The sequence below is a fragment of the Cupriavidus numazuensis genome (genome assembly GCF_905397435.1).
Lineage (GTDB): Bacteria > Pseudomonadota > Gammaproteobacteria > Burkholderiales > Burkholderiaceae > Cupriavidus > Cupriavidus numazuensis.
The window spans coordinates 178895-205844 of sequence record NZ_CAJPVI010000004.1; the positions used below are offsets into that span (position 1 = coordinate 178895).

29 protein-coding genes and 1 pseudogene are annotated in these 26950 nt (G+C 63.6%); 11 read left to right on the forward strand and 19 right to left on the reverse strand.

All coding sequences use genetic code 11. The features are described from left to right. Nucleotides 1-20: 20 nt before the first annotated feature. A complete protein-coding gene (gene dkgB, locus KHO41_RS05440; RefSeq protein WP_211952279.1) occupies nt 21-824 on the reverse strand; it encodes a 2,5-didehydrogluconate reductase DkgB in 804 nt (267 codons plus the stop codon). Nucleotides 825-937: 113 nt separating this feature from the next. Between dkgB and KHO41_RS05445 the strand changes: the two genes are divergently transcribed. Together KHO41_RS05445 and KHO41_RS05450 are read left to right on the forward strand one after the other, a co-directional pair. Further along, on the forward strand, nt 938-1840 hold the full coding sequence (locus KHO41_RS05445; protein WP_211952280.1) for a LysR family transcriptional regulator: 903 nt from the start codon (nt 938-940) through the stop codon (nt 1838-1840). Between the two features lie 983 nt (nt 1841-2823). Further along, entirely contained in the window at nt 2824-3537 is a 714-nt protein-coding gene (locus KHO41_RS05450) for a 2OG-Fe(II) oxygenase (protein ID WP_211952319.1), read from the forward strand. A 24-nt stretch (nt 3538-3561) separates the two neighbouring features. Here KHO41_RS05450 and KHO41_RS05455 read toward each other — a convergent pair whose 3' ends face one another. The 3 genes from KHO41_RS05455 to KHO41_RS05465 all read right to left on the reverse strand — a co-directional run bounded on the left by KHO41_RS05455 (nt 3562) and on the right by KHO41_RS05465 (nt 7049). After that, nucleotides 3562-3873 (reverse strand): hypothetical protein, encoded by a 312-nt coding sequence (locus KHO41_RS05455; protein ID WP_211952281.1) that lies wholly within the window; start codon nt 3871-3873, stop codon nt 3562-3564. A 63-nt stretch (nt 3874-3936) separates the two neighbouring features. Further along, entirely contained in the window at nt 3937-5682 is a 1746-nt protein-coding gene (locus KHO41_RS05460; protein WP_211952282.1) for a M30 family zinc metallopeptidase, read from the reverse strand. Between the two features lie 446 nt (nt 5683-6128). Then, nucleotides 6129-7049, reverse strand: a complete 921-nt coding sequence (locus tag KHO41_RS05465) for a LysR family transcriptional regulator (RefSeq protein WP_211952283.1) — start codon at nt 7047-7049, stop codon at nt 6129-6131. A 216-nt stretch (nt 7050-7265) separates the two neighbouring features. On the opposite strand from KHO41_RS05465, the gene KHO41_RS05470 reads away from it, so the two are divergent. Together KHO41_RS05470 and KHO41_RS05475 are read left to right on the forward strand one after the other, a co-directional pair. Beyond that, a complete protein-coding gene (locus KHO41_RS05470; protein WP_211952284.1) occupies nt 7266-8552 on the forward strand; it encodes an MFS transporter in 1287 nt (428 codons plus the stop codon). A 78-nt stretch (nt 8553-8630) separates the two neighbouring features. Then, complete coding sequence (locus KHO41_RS05475) at nt 8631-9386, forward strand: creatininase family protein (RefSeq protein WP_211952285.1); 756 nt, start codon at nt 8631-8633, stop codon at nt 9384-9386. 145 nt (nt 9387-9531) lie between these two features. Here the strand turns inward: KHO41_RS05475 and KHO41_RS05480 are convergent, their stop codons facing one another. Continuing rightward, the gene (locus KHO41_RS05480; RefSeq protein WP_211952286.1) at nt 9532-9948 is read right to left on the reverse strand and encodes an organic hydroperoxide resistance protein; all 417 of its coding nucleotides are present in this window, start codon (nt 9946-9948) and stop codon (nt 9532-9534) included. Nucleotides 9949-10303: 355 nt separating this feature from the next. Between KHO41_RS05480 and KHO41_RS05485 the strand changes: the two genes are divergently transcribed. Both KHO41_RS05485 and KHO41_RS05490 read left to right on the forward strand, forming a co-directional pair. Then, nucleotides 10304-10768, forward strand: a complete 465-nt coding sequence (locus KHO41_RS05485) for a RidA family protein (protein ID WP_211952287.1) — start codon at nt 10304-10306, stop codon at nt 10766-10768. A 191-nt stretch (nt 10769-10959) separates the two neighbouring features. After that, nucleotides 10960-11670 carry an SDR family NAD(P)-dependent oxidoreductase gene (locus KHO41_RS05490; RefSeq protein WP_211952288.1) on the forward strand — a complete coding sequence of 237 codons (711 nt, stop codon included), beginning with the start codon at nt 10960-10962 and terminating at the stop codon, nt 11668-11670. Nucleotides 11671-11785: 115 nt separating this feature from the next. On the opposite strand, the gene KHO41_RS05495 is transcribed toward KHO41_RS05490, so the two are convergent. Next, nucleotides 11786-12118: a hydroxyquinol 1,2-dioxygenase gene (locus tag KHO41_RS05495; RefSeq protein ID WP_211952289.1), complete on the reverse strand. Its 333-nt coding sequence runs from the start codon at nt 12116-12118 to the stop codon at nt 11786-11788. 308 nt (nt 12119-12426) lie between these two features. Here KHO41_RS05495 and KHO41_RS05500 point away from each other — a divergent pair, with 308 nt between their 5' ends. Next, nucleotides 12427-13314 carry a LysR substrate-binding domain-containing protein gene (locus KHO41_RS05500; protein ID WP_211952290.1) on the forward strand — a complete coding sequence of 296 codons (888 nt, stop codon included), beginning with the start codon at nt 12427-12429 and terminating at the stop codon, nt 13312-13314. A 63-nt stretch (nt 13315-13377) separates the two neighbouring features. Further along, nucleotides 13378-14508 carry an NAD(P)H-dependent flavin oxidoreductase gene (locus tag KHO41_RS05505; protein WP_211952291.1) on the forward strand — a complete coding sequence of 377 codons (1131 nt, stop codon included), beginning with the start codon at nt 13378-13380 and terminating at the stop codon, nt 14506-14508. Here the strand turns inward: KHO41_RS05505 and KHO41_RS05510 are convergent. Next, nucleotides 14479-15006 (reverse strand): GNAT family N-acetyltransferase, encoded by a 528-nt coding sequence (locus KHO41_RS05510; protein ID WP_211952292.1) that lies wholly within the window; start codon nt 15004-15006, stop codon nt 14479-14481. The two genes, KHO41_RS05505 and KHO41_RS05510, sit on opposite strands and share 30 nt — an antisense overlap. Before the next feature lie 103 nt (nt 15007-15109). Between KHO41_RS05510 and KHO41_RS05515 the strand changes: the two genes are divergently transcribed. Further along, nucleotides 15110-15676: a helix-turn-helix domain-containing protein gene (locus KHO41_RS05515; RefSeq protein ID WP_211952293.1), complete on the forward strand. Its 567-nt coding sequence runs from the start codon at nt 15110-15112 to the stop codon at nt 15674-15676. 3 nt (nt 15677-15679) lie between these two features. On the opposite strand, the gene KHO41_RS05520 is transcribed toward KHO41_RS05515, so the two are convergent. The 4 genes from KHO41_RS05520 to KHO41_RS05535 form a co-directional block, all read right to left on the reverse strand. Then, nucleotides 15680-16024, reverse strand: a complete 345-nt coding sequence (locus KHO41_RS05520; protein ID WP_211952294.1) for a hypothetical protein — start codon at nt 16022-16024, stop codon at nt 15680-15682. A 141-nt stretch (nt 16025-16165) separates the two neighbouring features. Further along, on the reverse strand, nt 16166-16450 hold the full coding sequence (locus KHO41_RS05525; RefSeq protein ID WP_211952295.1) for a hypothetical protein: 285 nt from the start codon (nt 16448-16450) through the stop codon (nt 16166-16168). Beyond that, nucleotides 16425-16646 (reverse strand): DUF2188 domain-containing protein, encoded by a 222-nt coding sequence (locus tag KHO41_RS05530; RefSeq protein WP_211952296.1) that lies wholly within the window; start codon nt 16644-16646, stop codon nt 16425-16427. Before KHO41_RS05530 ends, KHO41_RS05525 begins: the two co-directional genes overlap by 26 nt. Nucleotides 16647-16658: 12 nt before the next feature. After that, the gene (locus tag KHO41_RS05535) at nt 16659-16877 is read right to left on the reverse strand and encodes a DUF2188 domain-containing protein (protein ID WP_211952297.1); all 219 of its coding nucleotides are present in this window, start codon (nt 16875-16877) and stop codon (nt 16659-16661) included. Nucleotides 16878-17209: 332 nt separating this feature from the next. Between KHO41_RS05535 and KHO41_RS05540 the strand changes: the two genes are divergently transcribed. Continuing rightward, the gene (locus tag KHO41_RS05540) at nt 17210-17467 is read left to right on the forward strand and encodes a hypothetical protein (protein WP_211952298.1); all 258 of its coding nucleotides are present in this window, start codon (nt 17210-17212) and stop codon (nt 17465-17467) included. Between the two features lie 178 nt (nt 17468-17645). On the opposite strand, the gene KHO41_RS05545 is transcribed toward KHO41_RS05540, so the two are convergent. Continuing rightward, the gene (locus KHO41_RS05545; protein ID WP_211952299.1) at nt 17646-17876 is read right to left on the reverse strand and encodes a hypothetical protein; all 231 of its coding nucleotides are present in this window, start codon (nt 17874-17876) and stop codon (nt 17646-17648) included. Between the two features lie 472 nt (nt 17877-18348). Here KHO41_RS05545 and KHO41_RS05550 point away from each other — a divergent pair, with 472 nt between their 5' ends. Next, a complete protein-coding gene (locus tag KHO41_RS05550; protein WP_011301248.1) occupies nt 18349-18552 on the forward strand; it encodes a cold-shock protein in 204 nt (67 codons plus the stop codon). Between the two features lie 130 nt (nt 18553-18682). Here the strand turns inward: KHO41_RS05550 and KHO41_RS05555 are convergent, their stop codons facing one another. The 7 genes and pseudogenes from KHO41_RS05555 to KHO41_RS05585 all read right to left on the reverse strand — a co-directional run. Beyond that, the gene (locus tag KHO41_RS05555) at nt 18683-19273 is read right to left on the reverse strand and encodes an HD domain-containing protein (RefSeq protein WP_211952300.1); all 591 of its coding nucleotides are present in this window, start codon (nt 19271-19273) and stop codon (nt 18683-18685) included. A gap of 145 nt (nt 19274-19418) precedes the next feature. Beyond that, entirely contained in the window at nt 19419-20216 is a 798-nt protein-coding gene (locus KHO41_RS05560; RefSeq protein ID WP_211952301.1) for a 2-keto-4-pentenoate hydratase, read from the reverse strand. 36 nt (nt 20217-20252) lie between these two features. Continuing rightward, nucleotides 20253-20804: a flavin reductase family protein gene (locus KHO41_RS05565; RefSeq protein ID WP_211952302.1), complete on the reverse strand. Its 552-nt coding sequence runs from the start codon at nt 20802-20804 to the stop codon at nt 20253-20255. 13 nt (nt 20805-20817) lie between these two features. Beyond that, nucleotides 20818-23295 (reverse strand): efflux RND transporter permease subunit, encoded by a 2478-nt coding sequence (locus KHO41_RS05570; RefSeq protein ID WP_211952303.1) that lies wholly within the window; start codon nt 23293-23295, stop codon nt 20818-20820. After that, entirely contained in the window at nt 23292-24386 is a 1095-nt protein-coding gene (locus tag KHO41_RS05575; RefSeq protein ID WP_211952304.1) for a WD40/YVTN/BNR-like repeat-containing protein, read from the reverse strand. Before KHO41_RS05575 ends, KHO41_RS05570 begins: the two co-directional genes overlap by 4 nt. A 71-nt stretch (nt 24387-24457) precedes the next feature. After that, a complete protein-coding gene (locus KHO41_RS05580) occupies nt 24458-25801 on the reverse strand; it encodes a DUF1329 domain-containing protein (RefSeq protein WP_211952305.1) in 1344 nt (447 codons plus the stop codon). Between the two features lie 35 nt (nt 25802-25836). Next, nucleotides 25837-26826: pseudogene (locus KHO41_RS05585) on the reverse strand (DUF1302 family protein); the annotation flags it as partial. Between the last annotated feature and the right edge of the window lie 124 nt (nt 26827-26950).

The following is a 26950-nucleotide window of genomic DNA, read 5'->3' on the forward strand; positions in this document are numbered from 1 at the left end:
TCGAATGCAGCGGCCTTCCCTCAATCCCATTCCGGGGCCAGGCCCTCGGGATTGACCTCGCGGCCGTTGCGTTCCAGCGCGGCGATCTGCGCCATGTCGCCGGCGTCGAGCTTCAGGTCGCGCGCCAGCAGGTTGCTCGCGAGGTTTTCCCGCTTCGTCGACGACGGAATCACGGCATAGCCGAGCTGCAGCGCCCATGCAAGGGCGACCTGCGCCACCGTAGCGCCATGCTTCGTGGCGATCTGTGCGAGGACAGGATCCTTCAGCACCTTGCCGTAGGCCAGCGTCATGTACGACGTCACCGCGATGCCCTGCTCCTTCAGGAAGGCCGTCAGCTTGCGGCTCTGCAGGTAGGGACTCAGCTCGATCTGGTTGGTCGCGATCTCGCCCTTGCCGACCACGTCGATGGCCTGCTGCGTCAGCGCGATATTGAAGTTTGATACGCCGATCTGGCGCGTCAGGCCCAGCGACTTCGCCGCGGCGAGCGCCTGCATGAACTCGTGCAGCGGCACGCCGTTGCCCAGCGCGGGCCAGTGGATCAGCGTCAGGTCGACATAGTCGGTGCGTAGCTTGTCCAGGCTTTCGCGCAGGCTCGGCACGAGCTTGTCGGCGGCGTAGTGCTCGGTCCAGATCTTGGTGGTGATGAACAGCTCGTCACGCTTCACGCCGCTTTCGGCGATGGCCTGGCCGACATCGGCCTCGTTGCCGTAGATCTGCGCGGTGTCGATGGCGCGGTAGCCGAGATCCAGCGCGTTGCGCACGGAATCGAAGGCGGCCTGGCCGGTCAGGCGGAACGTACCGACGCCGAAAGAAGGAATGCTCATGAGGGGACTCCTGTGTAGCAGCAATAGATAACTGGGAATGGAGGCAGTTTGCCGGCTTTACATTTGCAAATTAAGCCGTGTATAAGTCAAATTCATTTGATTTGAAATCAACAATGAAGACGACCATCGACGAACTGCTGGCCTTTGCGGCCGTCGTGGATACGGGCTCGATCACGGCTGCAGCAGAACAGCTCGACCTGACCGTGTCGGCCACCAGCCGCACGCTGAGCCGGCTCGAGGAAAAACTGCAGACCACGCTGCTGCGCCGTACCACACGGCGATTGGAGCTGACCGAGGAGGGGTCAGCGTTCCTGACCCATGCGCGCGCCATTCTGGCCATGGTCGACGACGCGGAAGAGCAGATGGCGGCACGTCGCATGCGCCCCGTGGGACGCCTGCGCGTCGATGCAGCGACGCCCTTCATGCTGCACGTGCTCGTGCCGCTGGTGGAAGGCTTCCGTGCGCGCTACCCGGACGTGGAACTGGAACTGCACTCGAACGAGGGCATCATCGACCTGATCGAGAAGCGGACCGATGTGGCGTTCCGCATCGGCTCGCTCAAGGACTCGACGCTGCATGCGCGGCCGATCGGCACCAGCCGCGTGCGCGTGCTGGCCAGTCCCGACTATCTGAAGCGGCACGGCACACCGACCAGACCCGCCCAGCTTGCGCAGCATGCGCTGCTCGGCTTCAGCCAGCCTGATTCGCTCAACGACTGGCCATTGCGCGACGACGACGGCAGCATCGTGCACATCAAGCCAGCCATTACGTCATCGAGCGGCGAAACGCTCAGGAGCCTGGCACTGGCCGGCCTCGGCATCGTTTGCCTGTCGGACTTCATGACGCGGGATGACCGCCACAGCGGCCGGCTCGTGCCACTGTTCGCGCGGCAGACGCTCGACGAGCGCCAGCCGATCAACGCCGTCTACTATCGCAATACGGCACTTGCGTCGCGTATCACCTGCTTCGTCGATCATGTGGTTGAGGTGCTGGGCAAGCAACCGTTCGACGAGTAGTCGGCCCGATCAGCGCTCGCCTCAAATTTAAGGGTCATCGCCGAATTGCGGGGGTATCGTTCTTGGCATGCACCGCTGTTTCGCCGGCGTAGCCGGCGAGTCACTTTTGTCCGAGCGACAAAAGTAACCAAAAACGCGTTTTGGTTGCCCCAAAGGGGCGAATTTTAATCGTAGTGTGCCAGGGGTGTTGTACGGGTATGGGCTTCAGAGTCCGTCACACTGCCTGCCGCGTGGGGCACCACCGTGGTCAGAATTACAGCGCGGATTGAACGAGCCCTGCAAGCGTCTGTGGCCCCTGCTGCGAGCGATATCGTGTGATCGCCTTCGGCTGCGCTACGCGCAGAGCCCTAGTCTGACGGCGTGGGCCCAGGGCAAACCACGCCTTGGTGAAGATGCCCGCGCTTGCATGCACGTAGAGAAAGGAAGCGGACCTCGGGCGCCAGCGACGTTGATGAGCTTGCCCCCAGACGACGACGTGCGCGCAGCGCAGCCGAAGGCGTCCCACCACTGACGTTGTTGAAACGCTGTACCCGAGTCCGTCTTGGGGATCGTCCAAAAGCCGTGCCGCGCCAGGCACAGGTTCTGACTCACATGGCGTAGCAGGGTCGAACGGCCGACCACCAAAACTGAATCCAAAGCCGTTTGAACGTCTGCCGCCGTGGAATTGATGGCCAGCGGCAACGACGCGCTTTTCTGCCTACTCTTTTGTCGCTCGGACAAAAGAGTAGGTCGCCGGCTACGCCGGCGAAACAGCGGCGCATGCCAAGCACGACACCTTAATCCCAGCCACAAAACCCCCGCCGGCTACGCCAACAGAAACAGCAGCGCCCGCCAAGCACGACAACCCCACAATTCGTCGAAGAACCAAATTCAACCGCAAGCCGCGGAGTTTCGGGCACGGCCCCGATCCGTACACTGGCATCACACATCGACACAACGAGTGAGCCATCATGAAGACCGATCCATCCCAACGGGCGCAAACCATGGAGACCCGTGCTGCGGATACAGGAACCAAGTTCGACTGGACCGATGTCGGCAGGTCACTCGATGACTACGGCAATGCGGTCCTGCCGGGCATGCTGACGCCGAAGCAATGCGAGACGCTGGCCGTGCTCTACGACCGAGACGACCTCTACCGGTCGCGCGTCGTGATGGCCCGCCACGGCTTCGGACGCGGGGAGTACAAATACTTCGCCTATCCGCTGCCGCCTTTGCTGGACGAACTGCGCCACGCGTTGTATCCGCTGCTCGCGGCGATCGCCAATCGCTGGAATGCGCTGATGCGCGTGGATGTGCAGTACCCCGATGAACTGGAAGCGTTCCTCGACCGATGCCATCGCGCAGGCCAGACCCGGCCGACGCCGCTGATCCTGCAGTACGGGCCTGGCGACTACAACTGCCTGCATCAGGACCTCTATGGGACCCACGTGTTCCCGCTGCAGGTCGCGATCCTGCTCTCGGAGCCCGGCCGCGATTTCGAAGGCGGGGAGTTCGTCATGACGGAAAGCGCCGCGCATGGCCAGCGCGCCGAAGTCGTCGCGCTGCGGCAAGGCGATGCCGTGGTGTTCACCGTCAACCAGCGACCGGTGCCGGGGCTGCGCGGCGGCACGCGGAAAGTCGCGATGCGCCATGGCGTCAGTGCTGTGCGCAGCGGCAGGCGTCATACAGTCGGGCTGATTTTTCACGACGCGCAATAGCCTGGCGTTGCGCGCCTGAACGCCCTACGGCTCGGGACGAGACTCGAGCGAATCCACGCGCAGGCCTGGCATCCATGTGTCCTTGCCCGGCGCGCGCGTGACGGTGCCATGCACAGTCGCGCGCTGGTTGAACTGCTCGCGTGCTGCGGCCACGGTCATACCGGTCAGCTCCCACGCCGGTCCGTCGTCCTGCTGCAGCACGATCACGGGAAACATGACATTGCCCTTGACCCGGATCTTGCCTTCCAGCGCGATGTGGGCGCCGACGGTCGGCGTAAGGCATGCGGTAAGGGTACAGGCGGCAACGATGATGGCCGCGGGTAGTCGTCTGAACATGAAATCGCGTATGGCGTTGCCGGCATCAGGCGACGCAACGTCGACCTGATGCCGGCGCTCCGATCAGTGGGCCACGACCGTGAGCGTCATGCCTGCCGGCAGCTTGACGGTCTCATTGTAGGTGCCGCGCACCGCCTGCCGCACGACTGGGAACGTCGCGTACGGCTGGAGCTTGTCAGGCACGGCAGTGGCCAGCGTCCGGCTGCCCGTGTAGAGACTCGGGTCGATCACGGGCAAGGTAAAGCCGCCGTCAGTGCGCGCCGGATAGCCGTAGCCGGCCGGCGAAACCGCGGCAGGCATCAGGGACCCCGACGTCGTCGACCAGCGCAGCACCTGATCGGCAAGGCTCGATGCTGGTTTCGCGTTCTTTACCGCTGCATCCAGCACTGCCGACGAATCGGTATGCGACGTGCGTGCGAGCAGGTCCTTGTAGAAACCGAGGCCCAGCTGGCGGTTGAGGAACCCGCCCAGCGCCCCCGACACGGAATAGCTTTCGCACTTCGGCCCGAATCCCGTGAAGCTCAGCAGGTTGCAGTTGAGATTGCCGCCCTTGTATCCGATGTAGTCGATGAAACGGTTGTCACGGATGTTGTTGTACCCGGCGTTGATCCGCGTGCTGGCAAAGTCTTCCATCATCATGGCCGTCATTTCCTCCAGCCAGACATCGAATGCGTATTGGCCACCAGCCAGTACGCTGCGTCGATAGAAGTTCTGCAAGTGCATGCCTTCGTGCGCCATGGTAAGGAGGACATCGTCCTTGCCCGGCTGGCCGCCGAGGTACAGCGTTTCCGCGTCCAGGTAGAGCGACACCGACTCGTTGCTGTTTGGCAGGCTGCCCTTCAGGAATGCGTTCTGCGACCAGAAGTAGCCGACCGTGCCGTACGGCTGCGCGTTGCGGTCGAAGTTCAGGATCACGATATCGACCGGCTGACTGCCGGACGCAATCATCGAGCTGCCGTACTGGTGCGGGCCCCACAACGGGCCGCCGACGGATTTCAGCATGTCATAGATGCCGCCGGCATTCGAGAATCCTGTCACGAGTGCGTCGAGCAACGCGGGCGACACCTTCTGCGCCGTGTTCTCCGCGGTTTCCACCCAGTAGTTGACCGTGACACCGTCGGACGTCGTGGCTTGCCTGACGAGTGTGGCGGCCCGCGTGGTGCCGTCCGTGTTGTACCAGTTGCGGGTATCGTTCACCGCCCCCTGGACCGGCGCCGCGACCGAATAGCGCGGCGCCGCGCCTTTGCGCGCGTACTGCTGCCAGCCGCTACGGTTGAACTCCATGATCTGCTCGTCGTGGCTGCCATGCGCACCCGCATCGGCGTTCCTCCCCTGCAGCATCGAATGCAGCATGCTTGAGGATCCCGACGCCGTCAGCGAAATCCCCTGCATGGCCAGCTCGCTGCCGGTCGTGTTGGTGAAGACCAGCGTGAGATCCTGGCCGGTCAGCCCGGAGATCTGCACCGGCACATCCGCGGTGCTTGCCGTGTCGTTCCTGGTTCGCCATATGCCGACGCCCGAGCCCGAGTAAGACAGCGCCGCCGAAGGCGGACACCCTTCGCACGCCAGCGCCAGGGTGTTCTTCGGTGGCCCGACAGGCGCCGCACCGGGCGTTCCCGCCGGCGCATTTCCTCCCGCCACTCCCGGCTGGGCCACCGGTGTATCCACGGGCGACTGCACGGCCGGCGAGGACGAAGCGGGGGCATCGCCATCGCCACCGCCTCCGCCTCCGCAACCTGCCAGGGCAGCACTGAGCAACGTGGCAACAACCATTGACCCGTTGAAATATTGCTTGCGCGATGCGCGCATGGTGACTCTCCCGATTTAAAAGTAAATGCCAGCCGCAATTGGGCGTGACGACACAGGGCAGCGGTTTCCCGCGGCCCTGCTTCCCGCCATGCGTCGATCTTCCAGGGCGTCGACGCTATGGCGGGAACCGGTCAGGAAGCCATCAGCGAGCCAGAAACCGCGCGATGGCTGCACTGGCCATCGTCATCGCAGCAAGGCAATGCCACCATCTGAATTTCCTTGAATACGAATCAGGGAAATTCCCGACTTCCTTCCGTATTTTTTTGTTGCGCCATTCTGCGAGCCGGCACATGGCGACTCAATGGGACAACAGGAGGACAAATGAAATGACTGTGGCGCGGATGTCTAACCGGCCATGGCGGGGTGACTGATCTCTTGACGGGAGCGCTCGGCAGGCGTTGCACCCGCGAGCCTTTTCGATTTGCTGTGCAAATCGGCAGCGGAAGCTACGTTCCGCTACCGGAGAAGATCGACATCTTGCGCGAGATATGGTCCAGCATCGCGAGCGCCGCCGCCGGCAAGGGCCGCCCGGCCTTTACCAGCAGCCGTGCCTGCGTGCCCTGGAACAGCGGGTGATCGAGCGGCACCGCTGCAAGGGTGCCGGCCGCGATCTCGCGATACGCGGCGAACTCGCCAATCAGCGTCATGAAGTTTTCGTACGCGACAAACTGCTTGAGCGCCGTCAGGGAATTGCTGACCAGCGTCGGGCGAATCCGGATGTTCTCGGCGAACTCCAGCATCTGCAGCGCATGCCCGACGCCAAACGACGCCGGCATCATCGCGAGCGGGTAGGACTGCAAGTCCGCCACGCTGGCCGGGCTGCCGCGCAAGGCCAGCGGGTGGTCGTGCCGCACCAGGAGCACAACTGGCTGCGGCGCGCTGGCGCGGTATTCGATGCGCGGATGCGGCGGCGGATTGTAGGCAAGGCCGATGTGCGCACGGCTTTCCGCCACTTCGTTCAGAACGTCGTCCACTGGGAGGATCTCCAGCCGGACGTCGAGCTCGGGGTACTGCGCGCAGAACGGTGCCAGTACCTCGTTGACCAGCGGATCCACATAACCCTCGCTCATGGCCAGCAGGACCTCGCCCTGCTGCAGGCCCTTGAGCGCATGCAACTGGTCTTCGAGCTTCTCCTGGTGCGACCGGTACCCGCGCCAGAACTCGATCAGGTGCGCCGCCGCCGCCGTTGGCCGCAGGCCGCGCGGCTCGCGTTCGAACAGCGTGGCGCCCAGCTCTTCCTCAAGCAGCCGGATCTGCCGGGTAATCACCGACGGCGACGTATTGAGGCTGTCCGCCGCCCCGCGGATCGTGCCCTGTGCCAGGACTTCGCGGAAATACCGCAAGCGCTGCTGATTGATCTCACGCATATCGGGACATCCACAGGGTCGATGAGTGGGCGATGCGCCACCTTACCTGAAGCAGGCAGCGTTTGCTCGACGGAAGCGCCGCTGCGGCAGGCGGCGCGCTGCGTTGCTCAAAAGGGAACGATGTGTGAGCACAGTTGCTGTTTGCCGGCTCCCGCTGCGCTGTCACCATCGGCTCACTAGAAGCGCCACTTGCGCGCAATACCACAGGAGACCGGCATGATCGCAGTTCCCACCACAAGCGCCGTTGACGACGCCTCCTCGCTTTACAGCAAGATCAACTGGCGATTGCTGCCCTTCCTGCTGACCTGTTACCTGTTCGCGTACCTGGACCGGGTCAATGTCGGCTTCGCGAAGCTGCAGATGCAAAGCGATCTCGGCTTCTCCGATGCCGCCTACGGCGTAGGCGCGGGCATCTTCTTCATCGGCTATGTGCTGTTCGAGATACCCAGCAACCTGATGCTGCCGCGCGTGGGAGCGCGCAAGACGTTCAGCCGCATCCTGGTGCTGTGGGGAATCACCTCCGCCTGCATGCTCCTTGTGCGCAACGTGCCGATGTTCTATGCCATGCGCTTCCTGCTGGGCGTGTTCGAGGCGGGCTTCGCTCCCGGCATGATCTATTACCTGTCGTGCTGGTACGGTCCGCAGCGGATGGCGCGCGCCATTGCCATCGTCTTCCTGGCCGGCCCGATCGGCGGCATTGTCGGCGGCCCCGTGTCGGCCTGGCTGATGACCTCACTTGCCGGTACCGCCGGCCTGGCAGGCTGGCAATGGATGTTCCTGGTCGAGGGCCTGCCTTGCATCGTGCTGGGCATCCTGGCGCTGTCGTTCGTGCCGGATCGGCCCGCCGACGCAGCATGGCTGAACGCCGATGAACGGCGCCGTCTGGAAGCAGAACTCCATGTCCCCGGGGCGCACAAGCATTCGTTCATGGCCGTGGCGAAGGACGCAAGGGTCTACGTGCTGGCGCTCGCCTACTTCTGCATCATCGCCGCGATCTATGCCATCAGCTTCTGGCTGCCGACCTTCATCAAGGCACAGGGCGTGACCGATACCGTGCAACTCGGCTGGTACTCCGCCATCCCCTATGTGGCCGCCGCGTTCGGCATGTATTACATGGGCCGCAGGTCCGACCGGGTGGGCGAACGGCGCTTCCACAGCGCGCTGCCCGCCCTGGCCGCCGGGCTGTTGCTGGGCGCCTCGACACTGGCCGATGGCAATCTCGTCCTGACGCTGGCCCTGCTCACGCTTGCCACCATGGGCCTGTGGATGGCCTACACCGTGTTCTGGGCCATGCCCGCCGAGTACATCAAGGGCCCGGCGGCGGCCGGCGGCATTGCGCTCATCAATACCATCGGGTTGTCCGGCGGCTTCTGGGGCCCCGCCATCATCGGGTGGGCCAAGACCGCAACGGGCACCCTGCACGTCGGCATACTGGCCATGGCTTGCCTGCCGGTGGCCGCCGCCCTGATCATTCTCGCAAACAAGCTGCCCGCGAAGCGGTAGCCAATCTGGAAGCAGTGCGCCACTGCCTTGTCAAACAGGTCCGGTTCCCGGGTGGAACGGACAAAGAAAGGAGTCACCATGCTTTTGCATCTGTCGACCTGGGCGGAAATCGAGCAGTTCCTGAAACGCAGCCGCACGATCGTCATTCCCATCGGTTCGAACGAGCAGCACGGGCCAACCGGGCTGCTCGGGACCGACTGGCTGTGCCCCGAGATCATTGCGCGCGAAGCGGAAAAGGAAAAGGCCGCCGATATCCTGGTCGGGCCAACCTTCAATATCGGCATGGCCCAGCATCACCTGGGCTTTCCCGGCACCATCAGCCTGCGCCCGTCCACCTTCATCGCCGCGATCGGCGACTGGACGCGCTCGCTGGTGGGCCATGGCTTCGAGAAGATCCTGTTCCTCAACGGGCACGGCGGCAATATCGCCTCGATCGAAGCGGCATTCTCGGAGATCTATGCCGAAGCGAGCTTCGCCGGGCGCCGCGCGGGCTTCGCGCTGAAGTTGTGCAACTGGTGGGACCTGGAAGGCGTGGGCGAACTGGCGCGTGAACAGTTCCCGACCGGCCATGGCTCGCATGCCACGCCATCGGAGATCGCCATTACGCAATGGGCGTTTCCCGACGCCATCAAGCTGGCCGACTACGCACCCAAGATTGCGCCTTCGGGCCCGATCCGCGAGGCGCTCGACTTCCGCACGCGCTTCCCTGATGGCCGCATCGGCTCCGATCCGGGCCTGGCGACGCCGGAGAAAGGCGAAGCGCTGGTCAGGCTTGCGGCGCGTAGCCTTGCACAGGACCTGGACAGCTTCGGCCGCGAAGCGATTCCCGCCTGAGTCACGTCTGGGGCGATATGGGAAAGGTATTCGCCAGAGCCTCCGTTTGCCGCCCTATCACCAACAAGCCGACGCCGGCTCAACAGCAGCCGGCGTCGGTCAGGTAGCGGCCCGCGTGATCCACGGGCGCGTGCATGCCCGTGGGTCAGACCACGTTGATCGCGACATCGATGTTGCCGCGGGTCATCTTGGAGTACGGGCAGGTCTGGTGTGCCTTTTCTACCAACGCCTGGGCGACGTCCGCGGGAATGCCCGGCAGGCTGACATTGAGCCGCGCCTGCAGAAAGTAGGCATTGTCCGTGCTGCCCAGGTCCACTTCCGCGTCCACGGCAACATCGGCCGGAAGCTTGACCTGCAACAGGCTGGCGGCCTTGCCCATCGCGCCGATGAAGCAGGCAGACCAGCCCGCGGCGAACAACTGCTCGGGGTTGGTGCCGCTGCCGGTGCTGCCCGGCGGCGAGAGCTTGATGTCCAGGCGGCCGTCGCTGCTGCGCGCCGCGCCGTCGCGCCCGCCAGTGGTGTGGGTCTTGCCGGTGTACACAACGTGTTCGATCTTGGTCATGGTCGAGGTCTCCGTAGGTGTGATGGAGGGTATGGCAATGGCTTCAGGACGGGCCTGTCGCCGCAATAACAACGCTGGCGGAAAACCGGGCTGGCTGCTATGCCCGCCGCGCTGATGCATGCATTTGAAGTAACCGGTGTATCCCCGCTGTAGCGGCATACCGGCGATGTTGTGAGCCCACGTATCAGCATTCCTCGCTGATACACGCGCATACAAAGGCGCCTCCGTCATGCGGGCGTCGCGCGCACTTGTTCCGCGATGTACCAATTGCTGTAAGCGGCGATGCCTTTATGCAGGGTGACCGCGTCACTACAGTGCTCTGCATGCGCAACAGCCACTTCATGCAGGAGGCACGATGTCGATAGAGGAAAGACTTGCCGCGCGCGGATTCGCACTGCCCGATCCGCCGAAGCCGCTCGGCAGCTACACCGCCGTGAGCCAGGCTGGTGACCTGCTGTTCATTTCAGGGCAACTGCCGCTCAGAGATGGCAAGGTGATCTGGCAAGGACAGGTCGGCCGGGACCTGTCGCTGGAACAAGGCAGGCAGGCGGCGGAACTGGCGGCGCTCAACGTGCTCGCCCAAATCCGCTCGCATCTGGGCAGCTTTGATCGACTCGATCACATCGTGCGCGTGGAAGGGCATGTGACCAGCGCGGAGGGCTGGCTGCAGCAGCCGGCGGTGCTCGATGGTGCATCGGACGTGTTCGCCAACGTGCTCGGCGACAAGGCCGGACATGCGCGCGCCGCGTATTCGCACTTCCAGCAACCGGGGAATGCCGCCGTGATCCTCGTCGTCATCGCGCAACTCCGGCACGACTGACCGCGGTGGCTCCCCGACTTGTTCCCACGACGCACAACTGTTTGGTCGCGGCAGCTATTCATCCGCCGCGGCGCTTCACCTAGATTTGGACCCATCGGTCCCGACGGTCCGATTGGCAAGACAGCCAAATCCAATTCCCAATTCCCAATTCCCAATTCCCAATTCCCAATTCCATTACGCAGAGGTTAGCAATGAGTGCTTCACACAAGGTTGCCATCATCACGGGCGCTTCGCAGGGTATCGGTGCAGAGCTGGTCAAGGCCTATCGCGAACGCGGCTATCGCGTGGTCGCGACGGCGCGCAACATCCAGCCGTCCGATGATCCGGACATCCTCACCGTGGCCGGCGATATCGGCGATCGCGACACCGCGCGCCGCGTCATCGACGCAGCGCTGCAAAAGTTCGATCGCGTCGATACGCTCGTCAATAACGCCGGCATCTTCGTCGCCAAACCCTTTACGAGCTATACGGACGAGGACTACGCGGCGGTGACCAATGTGAACCTGTCCGGCTTCTTCCATATCACTCAGTTGGCCATCGCTGAAATGGAAAAGCGCCGCAGCGGCCATGTGGTCAGCATCACGACCAGCCTGGTCGACCATGCCATCAGCGGCGTGCCGTCGGTGCTGGCCTCGCTGACCAAGGGCGGGCTGAACGCCGCGACGAAGTCGCTGGCCATCGAGTATGCGAAGACCGGCATTCGCGTGAACGCCGTGTCGCCGGGCATCATCAAGTCACCGATGCATGCGCCCGAAACACACGATGCGCTGGGTGCGCTGCATCCGGTCGGCCATATGGGCGAGATGCGCGATATTGCCGACGCGGTGCTTTATCTGGACTCCGCCGGCTTCGTGACCGGGGAGATCCTGCATGTGGATGGGGGCCAGAGTGCCGGGCATTGAGTGCCGCTGATTGAAGGACCCTGAAGAAGGCGGAATGCGCCAGGCCTGCCGCAATCTACGGCAGGCCTGGCGCAAAGCGGTTTCTGTCGCTCAGATTCACACGGCAGCGCCGTCATCAGGCATAGGCGCCATCGAGATACGGATCGACCTGGCGCGCCGGCGACGACGACACCCCGCTGTGGTCCATGCCAGCCAGCGTGCGTGCGCCTTCGGAGTAGAGATCGCGCGTGTCCCGCACCGAGCGGGCCCCTTCGCTGTACGGATCGCGCGGCGATTGCACCGCGCGGGCGCCCTCGGAGTAGGGATCGCGCTGGTCTTGCACGGTACGAGCACCAGAAGTGTACGGGTCGCTGGCCCCTTGGTAGGACAGTCCGGCTGCCTGTGCACCGGCGGCAGCGGCAATCAGGGTGGCGGCAATGGCAAGACGCTTGATGAGATGAGTACGCATGATGGTTTCCTTGAGACGTTGAGTAGACAGTCGCTCGGCTTCGAAGCCCTGGTTGTTGGTTCGGCGCCGTGCCACGGAACGTATTTAAGGAGACCGACGTATCGCGCCTGTAGCGCGTTGCGGCCGCTTCCGTCAGGCGTTGTATCGCGCTACGCGTGTGATACAGGCGCATACAAAAAGGCGGATGCGAAGCGAACCCCGCCCCTTGCAGAGGCGCGCTCCCTTGACACTTAGTTCTCAATTTACAATACTTAATACACTTTCATTCTTAATTAGAGAACGCTTCGCCAAGCGTCGCGCCCAGCAACGTGGAACTCGCAGAACTGGAAATCTTTCGCGCCGTCGCGCGAGAACAGAGCATCACCCGGGCGGCAAAGGTACTCGCGCGCGTGCAGTCCAACGTCACGACCCGGGTCAAGCAACTCGAGGAAAGCCTTGGCGTCACCTTGTTCCAGCGCGACAGCAGGAAGATGATCCTGACGCCGGAAGGACAGCGGCTGCTCGGCTACGCGGAACAGATGCTGACGCTGGCCGAGGAAGCGCGGCAATCCATGCGCCTCAGTGCGCCAAGCGGCACGCTGCGGCTCGGCTCCATGGAGAGTTCCGCCGCAACATTGCTGCCTAAGCCGCTTGCGCAGTTCCATGCCGCGTGGCCGGACGTTGAACTAAAGCTCTCCACCGGAACCACGGGGTTTCTCGTCGATGCCGTGCTGGGCCATCGGCTGGACTGCGCAGTGGTTGCGCATCCGGGCACGGGCACGCCACGCAATATGAGCATGGCAGCGCTTGGCGAGGGACTGGAAGGCGTCTTCCTGCGTACCGAGGAGCTGGTGCTGATCCTGCCCGGCACGCACCCGAAGGCACGCGGCCCGCGGGACGTGACGCTACGGCACCTCGCCGCGTTCTCGAAAGGCTGCACCTATCGCCGCTGCGCGGAAGACTGGCTCGAGCAAGGTGGCGACGATCTCCGCAACCGGCTGTCGGTGATCGAAATGCCGTCGTATCACGCGATCCTGGCCTGTGTCACCGCCGGATCGGCCGCGGCAATCGTGCCGCGCTCGCTGCTTGCCATGTACCCCGATGCCACCGATCTGCAGACCGTGCCGGTGCGTTCCGCACACACCTTCCTGGTCAGGCGCGCGGGCTTCACGACCTCGGCATACGAAGCGTTCGTGCGGGAACTGCGCCATGCCTGAGCACACGGCACGGCGACCGCAGGATTTGAAACCACTACCCGACCTCAACAGGAAATCACTGTCATGGACACCACCACGCGTTCCGGCGATGGCCGCAGCCTGCTCTCGCTGCTGAATATCGCCACGCCGATCATCCAGGCGCCGATGGCCGGCGTCAGCACCCCGGCCATGGCCGCAGCCGTGTCGGAGGCGGGCGGACTTGGCTCGCTCGGCGTTGGCGCCATGGACGCGGAAGGCGCACGCAAGGCGATTCGCGACACGCGCGCGCTGACCGGCAAGCCGTTCAATATCAACCTGTTCTGCCACGTGCCCGCGGTAGCCGATGCCGCGCGCGAGAAAGCCTGGCTCGACTATCTCGCGCCACGCTTCGCCGAGTACGGCGCCACGCCGCCCGCGAGCCTGCGCGAGATCTACAAGAGCTTTGTCGTGGATGAGGCCATGTACCAGATGCTGCTCGAGGAAAAGCCGGCCGTGGTGAGCTTCCACTTCGGGCTGCCTGCACAGGAAAAGATTGACGCGCTGCATGCGGCGGGCATCGTGCTGCTGGCCAGTGCCACGTCGCTGCAGGAGGCGCGCCAGATCGAGGCGGCCGGCATCGACGCGATCGTGGCGCAGGGGATCGAGGCCGGCGGACACCGGGGCGTCTTCGACCCGGCCGGCTATGACGAAGGCCTTGGCACTCTGGCGCTGGTGCGTATCCTGGTCCGGCACACCCGTCTGCCCGTGATCGCCGCCGGCGGCATCATGGACGGCGCGGGCATTGCCGCAGTGCTGGCGCTTGGGGCACAGGCCGCACAACTGGGGACAGCCTTTGTCGGCTGCGAGGAATCATCCGCCGATGCGGCCTACCGCGCGGCCTTCTCGGCGCAGCCGGTACGGCCGACCACACTGACGCGCGCGATTTCCGGGCGCGCGGCGCGCGGCTTCCAGAACCGCTTCACGGAACTGGGCGAGGCGCCCAATGCGCCAGCCATCCCTGACTACCCGACCACATATGACGCCGGCAAGGCCTTGCATGCCGCGGCCAAGGCGAAGGGCAACAGTGATTACGCCGCGCAGTGGTCAGGACAGGCTGCGCCGTTGGCCCGGCAATTGCCGGCGGCCGAACTGGTCGGCCAGTTGCAGGCGGAATTGCGCGATGCGATTGCGGGCCTGAACGCGATCTCAGCGACCGGCAACGCGGTCCGGATCTGAACGCTGGTCCAGCTGGATCTGCAGGAAGGCAAGGTCGAGCCACTTCCCGAACTTCGTCCCAACCTCGGGAAGCAGCCCGACCTGCCTGAAGCCCAGCTTTTCGTGCAGGCGGATCGAGCTGGCGTTCTGCGCTTCGATGGCCGCCACCATGACATGCTTGCCGAGTGCGCGCGCACGATCGATCAGCGCCACCATGAGCGCTTCGGCGATGCCCTTGCGGCGCTGGTCCGAACGGACATAGACCGAGTGCTCCACGGTGTGACGGTAGCCGTCGAACGCGCGCCAGTCACCAAAAGACGCGTAGCCCACGACGCCTGCGTCGCCATCGACCGCAACCAGGACGGGGTAGCCAGCCTTGCGGCGCGCAGCAAGCCATTCCACGCGATTCGCTGTATCGACAGGCGTCTCGTTCCAGATCGCGGTCGTGGTTTCAACCGCTTCGTTGTAGATGACAGTGACCGCCGGCATATCGTCCGGGCCTGCGTCGCGGATATTCATGGCTGCTCTCCAGATGGGCTTCTCACATGATAGCCGATCGTCTACTATAGTGTACACATCAAGCTGCCGGCCAGTCAGGACGGACCGCCAATCAGACGCGCGCATGAACTCACCGTTGCAGGACCCAACTTTCGCCATCTCCAGCTGCGTGCGTGTCGAGCGCGAATCGCGCGAATGGTCGCTGTCGGAACTGGCGGAACGTTCGGGTGTCTCGAAAGCCATGATCAGCAAGATCGAGCGTGGCGAGGCAAGCCCCACGGCAACCGTGCTGGGCAAGCTGTCCGGCGCATTCGGCCTGCCGCTGTCGATGCTGCTCGCGCGCGCCGAGCAGGCCGGCGAACGCCTGAGCCGCGCCGCGGACCAACCGGTCTGGACGGATCCCGAAACAGGCTATACCCGGCGCGCGGTATCGCCGCGCAGTGGCGGGATGCTCGAGCTTGTGGAAGTGACGTTGCCCCCCGGGGCGCGGGTGTCGTATCCGCCGTCCGCATTCACGTTCCTGCACCAGCAAATCTGGCTGCGCAGCGGTTCGCTGGTGTTCCAGGAAGGCGAGATCACCCACGAACTGGAAGCCGGCGACTGCCTGCAGCTCGGTCCGCCTGCGCCATGCACCTTCTTCAATCGGGGAAGCAAGCCCTGCAGCTATGTGGTGGCGCTGGTCCGTCGATAGGGCCTAAATGGCCGGGTCACCGAAACCTCTCGAGGGCGGGTAATCGCCACCCCCATCGCCACCCCTATCGCCACCCCTGTCGCTGCGGAATCCATGGCGCGGGTAGCTGGCACGGGACTGCCGGCGTGCGAGGTCGATCAGCGTCTCGATGATCAGCGCGCGATGTCGCCGCCCGACGTCGACTGCGTCGCGCAGTGCCGTCAGCAGCCTGCACGCCTGCGCGATGTCATGGCCGTCGTCGCGCAATGTCCGGATCAGCGCAATCTGGCGCCGGACGCGTTCGCGGCCTTCATGGATATGCCGGTCGGCGAACTCGAGATCGCGCATCTCGCGCTCGGAATCCAGCATGGCAAGTCTCCAGATGGCCGTCGCGCCGGGATTCTGCGGTGCAGAAGGGAGGCTGGCCGTTTCCATGATAGACATTGCGAGAGCTAGTTTCCTTGATGCCGCAGCGGCCCACACCCGTACGTATGGCACACAGGCCCGTCGCTACCGTGATGGCAGAACACTATCCGGAATGGCGGCAGCAGCGTCGGGCACTTCAGTGTCCGCTTGCGCCGGCACGCACGGGCCGCACCGCCCGACCTCGTTCAGCAGATTGATGCTTTCCAGGACGAGACGCCTGCTGCGCTCGATGGTCTCGCGCGTCGCGGCCTGGACGCGTGTAGACCATTTCATCAGTTCGGCGTTGTCGATCCACTCCGTGCCGGCGTCTGCGAACTCGGGCCGCCAGGCGTCCTTCGGCGCCTTAGCCTTGGATATTGCGCGGATCATGGCCAAATGAATTGCGTTCGCGGATCTGGCCGTCACGGCCATGGATCAGCAGTTCTGCCTGATCGTGCCTCGCCTTCTCGGTGCCTGCGGCAATGGCTTGCTCCTGCGAGTCGAACAACTGCCTGGGGCCACCCGCTTCCGATTCGACTGCCCAGCCGTCATGGGCTGGAACGACATGGATGTTCTTTCCCGGCATGATGGGTCTCCACTATGGGCCAATGGTTTGGTCGAACGAGGCGGTGCGCTGCACCGCCCCGTCCGAGCCATGGATGACAAGCTCCACCTTGTCCCGCTTTGCCTTCATTGCCCCTGCGGCAATCGCCTCCGCCTGGGACGGGTAATGAGACGTGGCGCCGCCTGTCCCTTCTACGGCGATAGCCCACCCGTTATTTCTCGTGGGGACGATGTGAATGTTGTGCGTTTCCATGTACTCCTCCTTCCATTGAGATCGAGCGATGGAGTGACTCCAGCGCCGGCGCCGCGAAAGTCACTGTCCGCTGCGCCGACGGACGTATCTTTGCCGCCGGCGTGTAGCCCCTACAGCCCCGATATGCAATGCGCAACGGCGTTCCGCTGCCATATTGCCAGCTTTCGATAGCCCGGTTCGGCAATGCCCGCTAGCCGCGGCGCGCGCGTCGTCGCCACCGTCAAACAGTAGAGGTGAGACGCCTGGCGCAAATAGCGTGCCGCAGGGCGCTAGCCAGCGCGCTCGGAACGAATGATGCGGGGGATTCGTGTGTGCGCTTACAGGAGGACGAGATGGGACAGGCACCCCGCCCGACGGGCGGCGCGCCCGAACCAGTGTATGAGGCTCAGGAGGAACCTGAACTCGCGAAGCTGGATCGGGAGATCGAGAAGATCCGGAGCGATATCCGGTGGCAGATCTGCCACATCAGAGACCTCAAGGCAAAGGGGTACTCCGAGCACTTGTCCGTGCTCGTGCTGCGCCTTTTGCGCCGGACGCTGGGCGAGGAGCGGCGGTACCGTCGGTTGCTGCTCTCCATGGCTGCCCGCTGAGCCAAAGCGGCGGTGGCGGACAAGCGTCGACGCAATGGCGTGCTGACGGTAAGTGGGAAATTCTGGAGACATAGCCCCCGGGCAACATGCCTCCAGAACGACGCCGACCCTTTTGACGCATCAACTTGGTCACATGGACCTGGAAGTCAACGGTGCAGGTGCGCTATACGACTAACGTCTAACCCATGGTTTCGCGCGCCCGGCAGTCCTGTGCACGACTACGGTCCAACGCCTTGAGCACAACGTACCCCTGGATTGTCACGTGGGGACGGCTGCGGTCCGGGCCGAGCCGCTCCAGCGTGACGAGTTGCCGCGCAAGCAGCGCTTCTATGTCCGCACGGTCCAGCTCCGTTGAGTCCGGGCTGCCATTGACGAGTACCAGCGTGGCAAATTCATGATGACTCAGCACAGTTGTCTCCCAAGCTATAGGTCTAATAGGGCTACGGGACTTCACTACCGTCCGTGACGGATTCGGTCGCCGGCACAAGGCGGCAACCTGTCGCGGACGCAAGGTCTGGCTGGCGAGCGTGGGTCTGTCTGACTCGCTCGGAAAGAGCATCTTAGTCACTCCGAGCGCCGTCTTCAATTAAAAAGGACGCAACTCTGCAATTACTCAAAGTACCGACGGCCGCCACCTGCTTCCGGAAGCCTGCGACGCGTGATTTATCACGAGCTGATCTACCTTGAATAAATCTGGCCGTCGCATTTAATGACCATCAGGTTATCAGGCGAGCAGGTACTTCAGAGGTAAACCCTGAGATGAAGCCAGCACCTCTTCGGCTATGCTGACAGCTCGAGGCGCCGTATGACATCGACTGGCGATTCTATGGTGCAACTCCGTCCGCACACAGACTGTGTGTGCGCAAAATTCCGAGGGCAAGATGGCAACTGGCATTGTGAAGTGGTTCAACAATGAAAAGGGTTATGGATTCATCACCCCTGATGATGGCGGCAAGGACCTGTTTGCCCATCACAGTGAAATCCAGGGCAGCGGATTCAAGTCGCTGGATGAAGGTGCGAAAGTAGAGTTCGACGTCACCCAAGGCCAGAAGGGCCTGCAAGCGTCGAATATTCGCAAGCTATAGTCGCTACATTCGCTATAGTCGCCGGCTTCCCAGCGCAGTCTGGGGCGGCATAGCCTTCACTGATACGAAGGACTCTCGGGTCGAGCGTGATCTGTCTCGACCCGCGGAGCCTGCCGATGGCGTGGCCAACTCATTCAGGCTGCGGCTTGCCGTAATGCTCTCGAATGAGCCTGGCGGATTCCTCCCACAAAGCTGGTGCGCCTCGCTCGATGGGAAGCCGGTATCGTGCAAAGGCCTGTTCTTCCGTGACCTCGCACTCCACCCAGCTGCCGCCGCCGGTTGCCGCGTTATGGAGCAGCGGCTGAAAGCGGTCCAACGCTTTGGCAAATCTGGCGTCGTCGCTCTCCGCGGCTTCGAATTCGGACCATAGAGCGCGAAACTCCGCGCCCTGCACGTCCGGCAACAACGAGAAAATCCGCTCGGCCGCCTGTTGTTCCCGCTCCGCCTGGGCGGCTCGCGCCGCGGTGTCGTGAAACGGAACATCGCCCGCATCGATCTCTACGATGTCGTGGATCAGCAGCATCTTCACGACGCGCACCACGTCTACGGGTGTTGCCGCATGCTCAGACAGCACGAGGGCATACATGGCAAGGTGCCAGGAATGTTCGGCGCTGTTTTCCCGACGCGACTGATTGATAAGCGGAGTCAACCGCACGACGCTCTTCAGCTCGTCGATTTCCCTGAGGAAGGAAAGCTGGCGTTCCAGATTGGCAAGATTCACGGTAAATGCAGATGGCCTGGGCTTACCTGGGGAAGTTTAGCAGCGACGCAGGACAACCTCGCCCGGCTTCGCGACGACCTCCGACAAGACCACCGCCACCGCATCGGTACGCGCCGAACCAGCGTCTACATTTCTGGCAGTGCATTCAGCGAGCGAACACGGCGCGTACCTCTCCCAGACCCTCGATCCTGGCAGTGAACTGATCCCCGGCGTTGACCGGGACCATCGGGCCAAGGGCACCGCTCATCAGCACGTCGCCGGCCCTGAGCGGCGAACCCACGCGCACCATCATGTCGGCCAGCCAGACCGCGGCATTCATCGGGTTGCCGAGACACGCCGCGCCCGTCCCCGCGGACACCTGCTCTGCACCGCACTCCATGCTCATCGCGCAATTCACCAGATCGAGTTCGCGCAAGCGAACCGGACGCGAACCCAGCACGAACAGGCCGCTCGATGCATTGTCGGCAATGGTGTCGGCGAGACTGATTTCCCAGTTGGCGATACGGCTCCCGACCACTTCAATGGCCGCGACCGCATACGCCGTCGCGCCAAGGATGTCGGCGAAACTGTGCTTCTCCTGCCTCAGGTCGCGTCCCAGCACAAAGGCGATCTCCGCTTCCACCTTCGGTTGGAGCGTGCGCGACATGGCAATCTCTTCGCCGTCACCGACCGCCATGTCCGCGAAGAGCATGCCGAAGTCCGGGGCATCGACGCCGAGTTGCTTCTGCACCGCCAGCGATGTCAGGCCAATCTTGCGGCCGACCAGCCGTCCGGCCTGCAACCGCTCCCGGGTGTTGTGCTGTTGCACCGCATACGCGGCGTCGATCAGTCCCCCATCGCCGGCTGCTTCCCGGAGGCGGTCGCGGATCGGCGCACATGGCGTGCGGGTGGCTTCCGCATCGCGCAACTGTCGGGCGATGTCGGCAATCAGTTCGTGATTCATGTCTGCTCCGGTCATGATGAAAAGCTGGTGCATCCGCTACTGCGGGATCTGCCTGAACATGCCGTTCAGATAGACCAGGGCGTCGCCATGTGCGCCGCTCCGCGTTGCGAGCACTTCGCACAGGAAGGCGTGATGGGTACTTTCGTCGTAGACCCGAATGACGCGGCAATCGAAATTGACCAGCGCCCCGTCCAGCGACGGCGATGGCGTGACCATGGACGTCCAGTCGCCGTGGCCGAAGCGTGCATCCCCTTGCACCCCTTCGATCATGCCGGCAAAGGCCTTGGCCACGCTGTCCTGCCCGCTGGACAGCACGTTCACGCACAGCGCGCCGCTCCGCATGATGATCCCGGCGGCCACCACGTTCTTGTTCACGAACACGGCGAGACGCGGCGGCTCCGCGGTGACGGACACAACAGCCGTAGCCGTGAGCCCTGCCCGCAAATCTTCATGTCGAGCGGTAATGATGGTCACGGCCGACGCATAGCTGCGCAAGCCAGTGCAATGCTCCCTGGCACTGACGGTAGGCAGCGCCATGAGCTGAGGATTCGGCGTCCAGTCGGGACGCTCGTTGCTGTGCTGGTTCAAGGTCGATCTCCGTTCAGTTCACAGTGCCCGCAAAGCCGGCCTGCTGCGATTGCCGGTCTTGCGACGGTGCGGCCTCCTGCCTGCCGTCTTCCTGCGCAGCCAGGGCCTGTCTGGCTTCCGGAAACAGGAAGTACGACAGCGCGGGGAGCAGCAGCAATGCGCCGACCATGTTCCACAGGAACATGAAGGCAAGCAGGATGCCCATGTCAGCCTGGAACTTGATGGGTGAGAAACTCCACGTTGCCACGGCGAGCCCCAGCGTGACACCGGTCAGCACCACGACGCGGCCGGTGAACAGCAGCGCCTGGTAGTAGGCCTGCGACAGGCTCGCGCCCTTGCGCAGGAACGACAGCATCACCGTCAGCATGTAGAGCGCGTAATCCACGCCGATACCCACGCCAAGCGCGATAACCGGCAACGTAGCCACCTTGACGCCGATGCCGAGACCAACCATCAGCGCTTCGCACAAGACCGACGTCAGCATCAGCGGCACCACAGCGCAGACGACGCCGCGCCATGAACGGAACGTGATGAACGCCAGCATCACGACCGCCGCATAGACCAGCAGCAGCATCTGCGTGTTCGCCTTCTTCACGACGATATTGGTGGCCGCCTCGATGCCGGAATTCCCCGCGGCCTGCAGGATCTTCACGTCCTGGCTGTCGTTGCGCCGGGCAAAGGACTCGACGGTGTTCACCACGGCGGTGAGCGTGTCCGCCTTGTGGTCCTTCAGGTAAACGTAGACTGACAGCAGGTCGCAGCTCTGGTTGAGCACCTCGCGCGGTGCACGCGAAACGATCGGATTGATCATGCTCTGCGAACGCGGAATCTCGTACCAGAGCAGGCTTCCTTCATTCATGCCCACCGACATCTTCTTCGCCACCGCCGCCAGAGAATTAGTCGACTCCACGCCGGGCAGTTGCTGCAGTTCCCACTCCAGCGCGTCCGCCTTGACCAGATTGGCGTAGTTCGAACATTCGCCCGGCGCCGTCTTCACCATGGCCACGAAGATGTCGCTGCTGGCCGCATAGCTGCCAGTCATGAACGCGTTGTCGCGGTTGTAGCGCGAGTCCTGCCGCAGTTCCGCCGCACCGGGGTCCAGGTCGCCGATCTTCAGGTGCAGGCTGGCCGCAAAGCCCGCCACGCCAAGCGCCGCTGCCACGGCCAGCGTCACCCCAGCCCATTTGCGCTGCGTGAAGCGATCCAGCAAGGACCAGAAGCCGGCCTTCCGCTCTCCCGCCGCTTCGCCTCCAAGCTCGGCCTTCAGGCTGCGTTGGGCGGCGCGTGCGCTGACGCCCGTGTAGGACAGCAGCACGGGAAGCAGTACCAGGTTGGTGAAGATCAGCGCGGCCATGCCGATGCTGGCGGTGATGGCCAGTTCCTGGATCACGCGGATGTCGATGATCAGCAGCACGGCGAAGCCCACGGCATCGGCCAGCAAGGCAGTCAGGCCCGCCAGGATCAGGCGGCGGAAGGTATAACGCGCTGCAATCAGGCGATGCGTACCGCGCCCGATGTCCTGCATGATCCCGTTCATCTTCTGCGCGCCGTGGCTCATGCCGATGGCAAAGACCAGGAACGGCACAAGGATGGAATAGGGATCGAGTTCGAACCCGATCGTCGGCAGCACGCCGAGCAGCCAGACCACCGCCACCACCGAGCAGCAGACCACGAGGAAGGTGCTGCGCCAGCACCGCGTGTACCAGAACAGCACGGCCGTGCAGATGGCCACCGCGAGCGCGAAGAACAGCAGCACCTGCTGCAGGCCACTGATCAGGTCACCGACGATCTTGGCAAAGCCCGTGATGTGGATACGGATGTTGCCGTGCTCGTGCTTCGCGCGGAGCTGCTCGAGCTGGCTGCCCAGCTGGTGATAGTCGATGCGCTTGCCGGTGGCGTCGTCCCGTTCCATCAGCGGCAGCAGCACGATGCTCGATCGCGCATCCGACGCGACGAGGCTGCCGATCTCGCCGGACCGTTCGACATTGGCGCGCAAGTTGCGCATGGCCTCCGGCGAACCATCATAGCTGTCGGCGATCACCGGGCCGCCGTCGAGTCCGTCTTCCGTCACGCCGATCCAGCGCACAGCCGGGGTCCACAGCGACTTCATGAACGGGCGATCCACGCCGGGCAGCAGGAACGCCTCGTCGTTGATCTTGCGCAGCGCTTCCAGATACTCCGCGTCGTAGATCGTGCCTTGCGTGTTCTCCACCGCAATACGCACGACATTGCCCAGCCCCGCCAGATCGGCCTTGTGGGCCAGATAGTTGGCGATGTACGGATGGCGCGCGGGAATCATCTTCTCGAAACTCGCACCCAGGTTCAGCTTGGTGGCCTGGAAACCCAGCACCGCGGTAATCAGCAGGCACAGCGTCACCACCGCAAGGCGGTGGTTGAACAGCAGCCGCTCGACCAGCGAACCCGAGTTCCTGTCGAACTGTGCGAGATCGCGCACGACCGGATGCTCGTCTTTTGCCCGAACGTGGTTCATGGATTCGCTCCCTGCTTGTCGTTTGCTCCGGCGATACGGAATGTGCCGCGCATGCCGCTGCCGAGCACGGCACCGTCGGATGCCCGTACGAGGTCGGTTGCTGGCTGGACTCGTGCCCCAGCGTTGAAATGACGGCCATCGTCGTTGCTGCGATAGTTCAGCCCCGATTCATCCACCAGCAGGATCGATTGCGCATCCAGCCGGGTTGCGGAGACCATCGATACGTTGGGCAGCTCGACGCTTTCCCAGCGCTTGCCTGCATCGCCGCTGCGGTACACGTTGCCTTTCAGGCCATAGACAAGCATCACGTCATCGGCCGGTGAGGACAGCGCACCGAAGATCGTGCCCTTGCCGGGAAACTCCACCCGGGAAAACGTCTTGCCGCCATCCAGGGATCCAAGCACCGTGCCTTGCTCGCCAAGCAGGTACAGGACGCCCTTCGATGGCGCGATCGCATAGAGATGGCGTCCGTCTCCCGCTGCAACCTTGCCCATCATCGACTGCCACGTCTTTCCACCGTCGTCGGTGCTGAACGCCAGGCCGTACGCGCCAACAACCATGCCGTGCTGCGCATCGGTGAAATGCACATCGAGGAACGGCTTGTCCGACCCGTCCTGCACCAGTTGCCGCGCGTCGGCGAAGCGGCGCGACGCCTCACCGTCCTGGCGCCGTGCCGCGGCGAGTTCAAGTTGCGCGGCGGCGGCACCATCGAGCTGCTTCTGCCACGTTTCTCCCGCATCGCGCGTTGCCAGTACCACGCCGCCGTGACCCACTGCCCAGCCATTCCGGCTGTCGGCGAAACGCACTCGCGTGAGCGCGGCCGATACCGGCACTTTCGCCTGCCGCCAGGTCTTGCCGTGGTCGTCGGAGAGCAGGATGACACCTCGCTCGCCAGCAGACACCAGGCGGTCTCCGGCGCGCGTTACCGAAAGTCTGACGAGACTGGTTGCCTTGTCCGGATTCATCGCCGGCGCTTGCTGCGCCTTGGGCGCCTCCGCCATCGCACCGGCACAGAGGCAGGCCAGCGCCAGCGGGCACAGCCATGCCTTGCGCCAGAACATCGTCGCCCGACCATACATAGGATTACGCATCGATATCTTCAAATGGATCACTCACCGGAACCGTGGCCGCCCGCGCCAGCCGGCAGGGGCGGCGCTTGCGTTCAACGCGAACTTGCATTGCTGAGGGCATCGCCCGTGAAATAGCTCACCGAACGCGGGGGGACCAGCTTCAGGCTGTCGACGTACTGGATCACGGACATGCTGTTGGCCTGCAGGTTGTAGACCACCGTGCAGCTCGTATCGAGCGGACCGCCCGCTTCGGGGACGATCTGGTTCATCACCTGCGACGTGCGCCAGAGCTTGCCCTCGGCGTCATAGCCGTCCATCGCCAGCACGGCCCAGCTGTCCTCGTCGATATAGAGGCGACGCTTGGGCACGACGTGGCGCTTGCCCTGGGCCAGCGTGGCTTCCACCACCCAGACGCGGTGCAGTTCCCAGCGCACGGCATCCGGATTTGTATGGAACGGCGCAAAGGCCTTGTCATCGCCCGCGGCGAAGAACCGGTTGTTGTTGTACGGCACATAGACTTCCTGCTTGCCGACGAGCTTCCAGGTGTAGCGATCAAGGCGGCCCATGTACCCGTAGACCTCATCGAAGTAGTTCGCGCCCGATGCCACGAAGTCCGGCGTGTCATAGCCGATGGTCGGTGCGCGGCGCACGCGCCGCTGTCCGACCAGGTACTGCCAGGCCGGCGCATCCTGCGAGACGTCGAGCGAGTCATGCACCACCACCGCTTCGCCGGCCTTGAAGGTCGGCGCGACCGTTTCGAAGCGCACATAGCGGTACACCTTGCCGTACTTGTCGGCGCTGCCGTCCTTCTGCCAGTACGCGAACAGGTTCGCAAGCTGGGTCTTGGAGGCCATGCTGCGCTTGCCGTCCGACGTGCCGACGAAGTTGCGCGTCACGCTTTCAAACGACGCCGGCGTCGGATGCACGAGGTGGTTCATCATCACTTCATTGCCGCTCTTGGGAATCGGGAACGGAATACCATTCCAGGCCCCTTCGAAGCTCAGGCCGTTATCGGTGAGCTTTGCCGTGGTCGCAGCCTTGAAGGTGTTGTCGTACACCAATTGGGATGCACCCGCCGTTCGGTGCGTCGGATAGACGTCGACACGAAAGGTCGGATACTTCTTCAGCAACGCCACGGTGCCTTCCGTGAGCTTGCCGGTGTACTGGCTCATGTTCTGCGCGGTGATCTGCAGAACCGGCTTCTCGGCGGCGAACGGATCGGGGTATTTGCCGTTGCCCGCACCAGGAATCGCGGTGGTGTAGGCGCCCGTCCACGCGGGAATGGTGCCGTCCTTGTTGCCGGCCTTCTCTGCGCCGAGTGGCGTCAGCGTGGACTTGAGCTGCGCGGCGTCGTCAGCGGATACAGCGGCTCCGGCCGGCCCGGCTGCGAGCATGGCCATGATTGCGGCCACTGCCATCTTGTTGGTTTGCGTCATGCTTGTCTCCCGTTATTGCGGATATCGGTTGGAACTCAGAACGTGGTCTGCAGCGTCAGGGCAAGGAAGTCCCGGTCCTTGTAGTACTGCTTGTAGGAGGCATAGCTGGGCGTCGGCCCGTTGGCGGCCGATGGCGCCGTGCCGGCACCGCCAAAGAAGTGGGTGTAGTTCAGCCCCACCTTCACGGTGCGATGAATGGTCGCGTTGAGCCCGAGCGTAAAATCGCCGCCATGCTCGGGACTCATCTGGACGACTGCCGACCTGCCGAACAGACCAAAGCCGATGCCCACCGGCGTTTCCAGGTCGACGTTCGGCATCACCTGGAAGAAGGTCGGCGTGAATACCACGCGCACCGCCGCGGCATCGCGCGTGCTCGTGGTGTTGAGCGGATCGGGCACACCGGGCGCCACGCTGGGGCGATACGTCACGTCGAGCAGGCGGTTGTAGGCGATTTCCCCGACCAGCGTTGCACCACCCCACAGCTGGTTGCCGCCGAACAGGCTGATCGCGGAGAGGTTGAGGTGCAGCGAATTGCCGCGCGCGTAGGGCGTATTGCGGCTGTTGTCCGCACCCGGGTTGGTGCTCATGATCAGATCGCCCGGCACGGCAAGCGGCACGTTGCGCCGCGTGGAGATTTCGCCGGCCACGTTGGTCTCGCCAACGACGGTGGAAAAGCTCGCGCCGTACACATCGATCTTCCGCGCGTACATGAGGTTGTACGTGCCGCTGCCAAAGTTACCGGCGCCAGCCGCGATCGACGGCACGCTCAGTACGGCAATGGGATTCTTGTCGTCGTAGCGCGCGGCGTACACGCCATAATCCACGTCGCCGGCCTTGAAGCGGAACTGCATGCCGAACTGCCCGGTGTCCCGGCCCTTGGCATCGGCGCTCCTGGTGGCGAATGGCGTCGGTGCCCCGAGCCCCTGCTGCAGACCGGGCGGCAACAACAAAAGGTCTGCGCCATCGCCGACAAAGTCCGCCGGACTGAAATAGCTTCCGGCAGCGGGAAGGCGATTGGCACGCCAGCCAAACTGGTAGTCTTACTGTGTCACAAATATAGCCTGACATCCCAGCAACACGGACAGCGCGGAAGCTTGCTGGTGATCGCGCGGGCGATGAGTAATCGCAACGTGGAAATCGAGTCAGGCA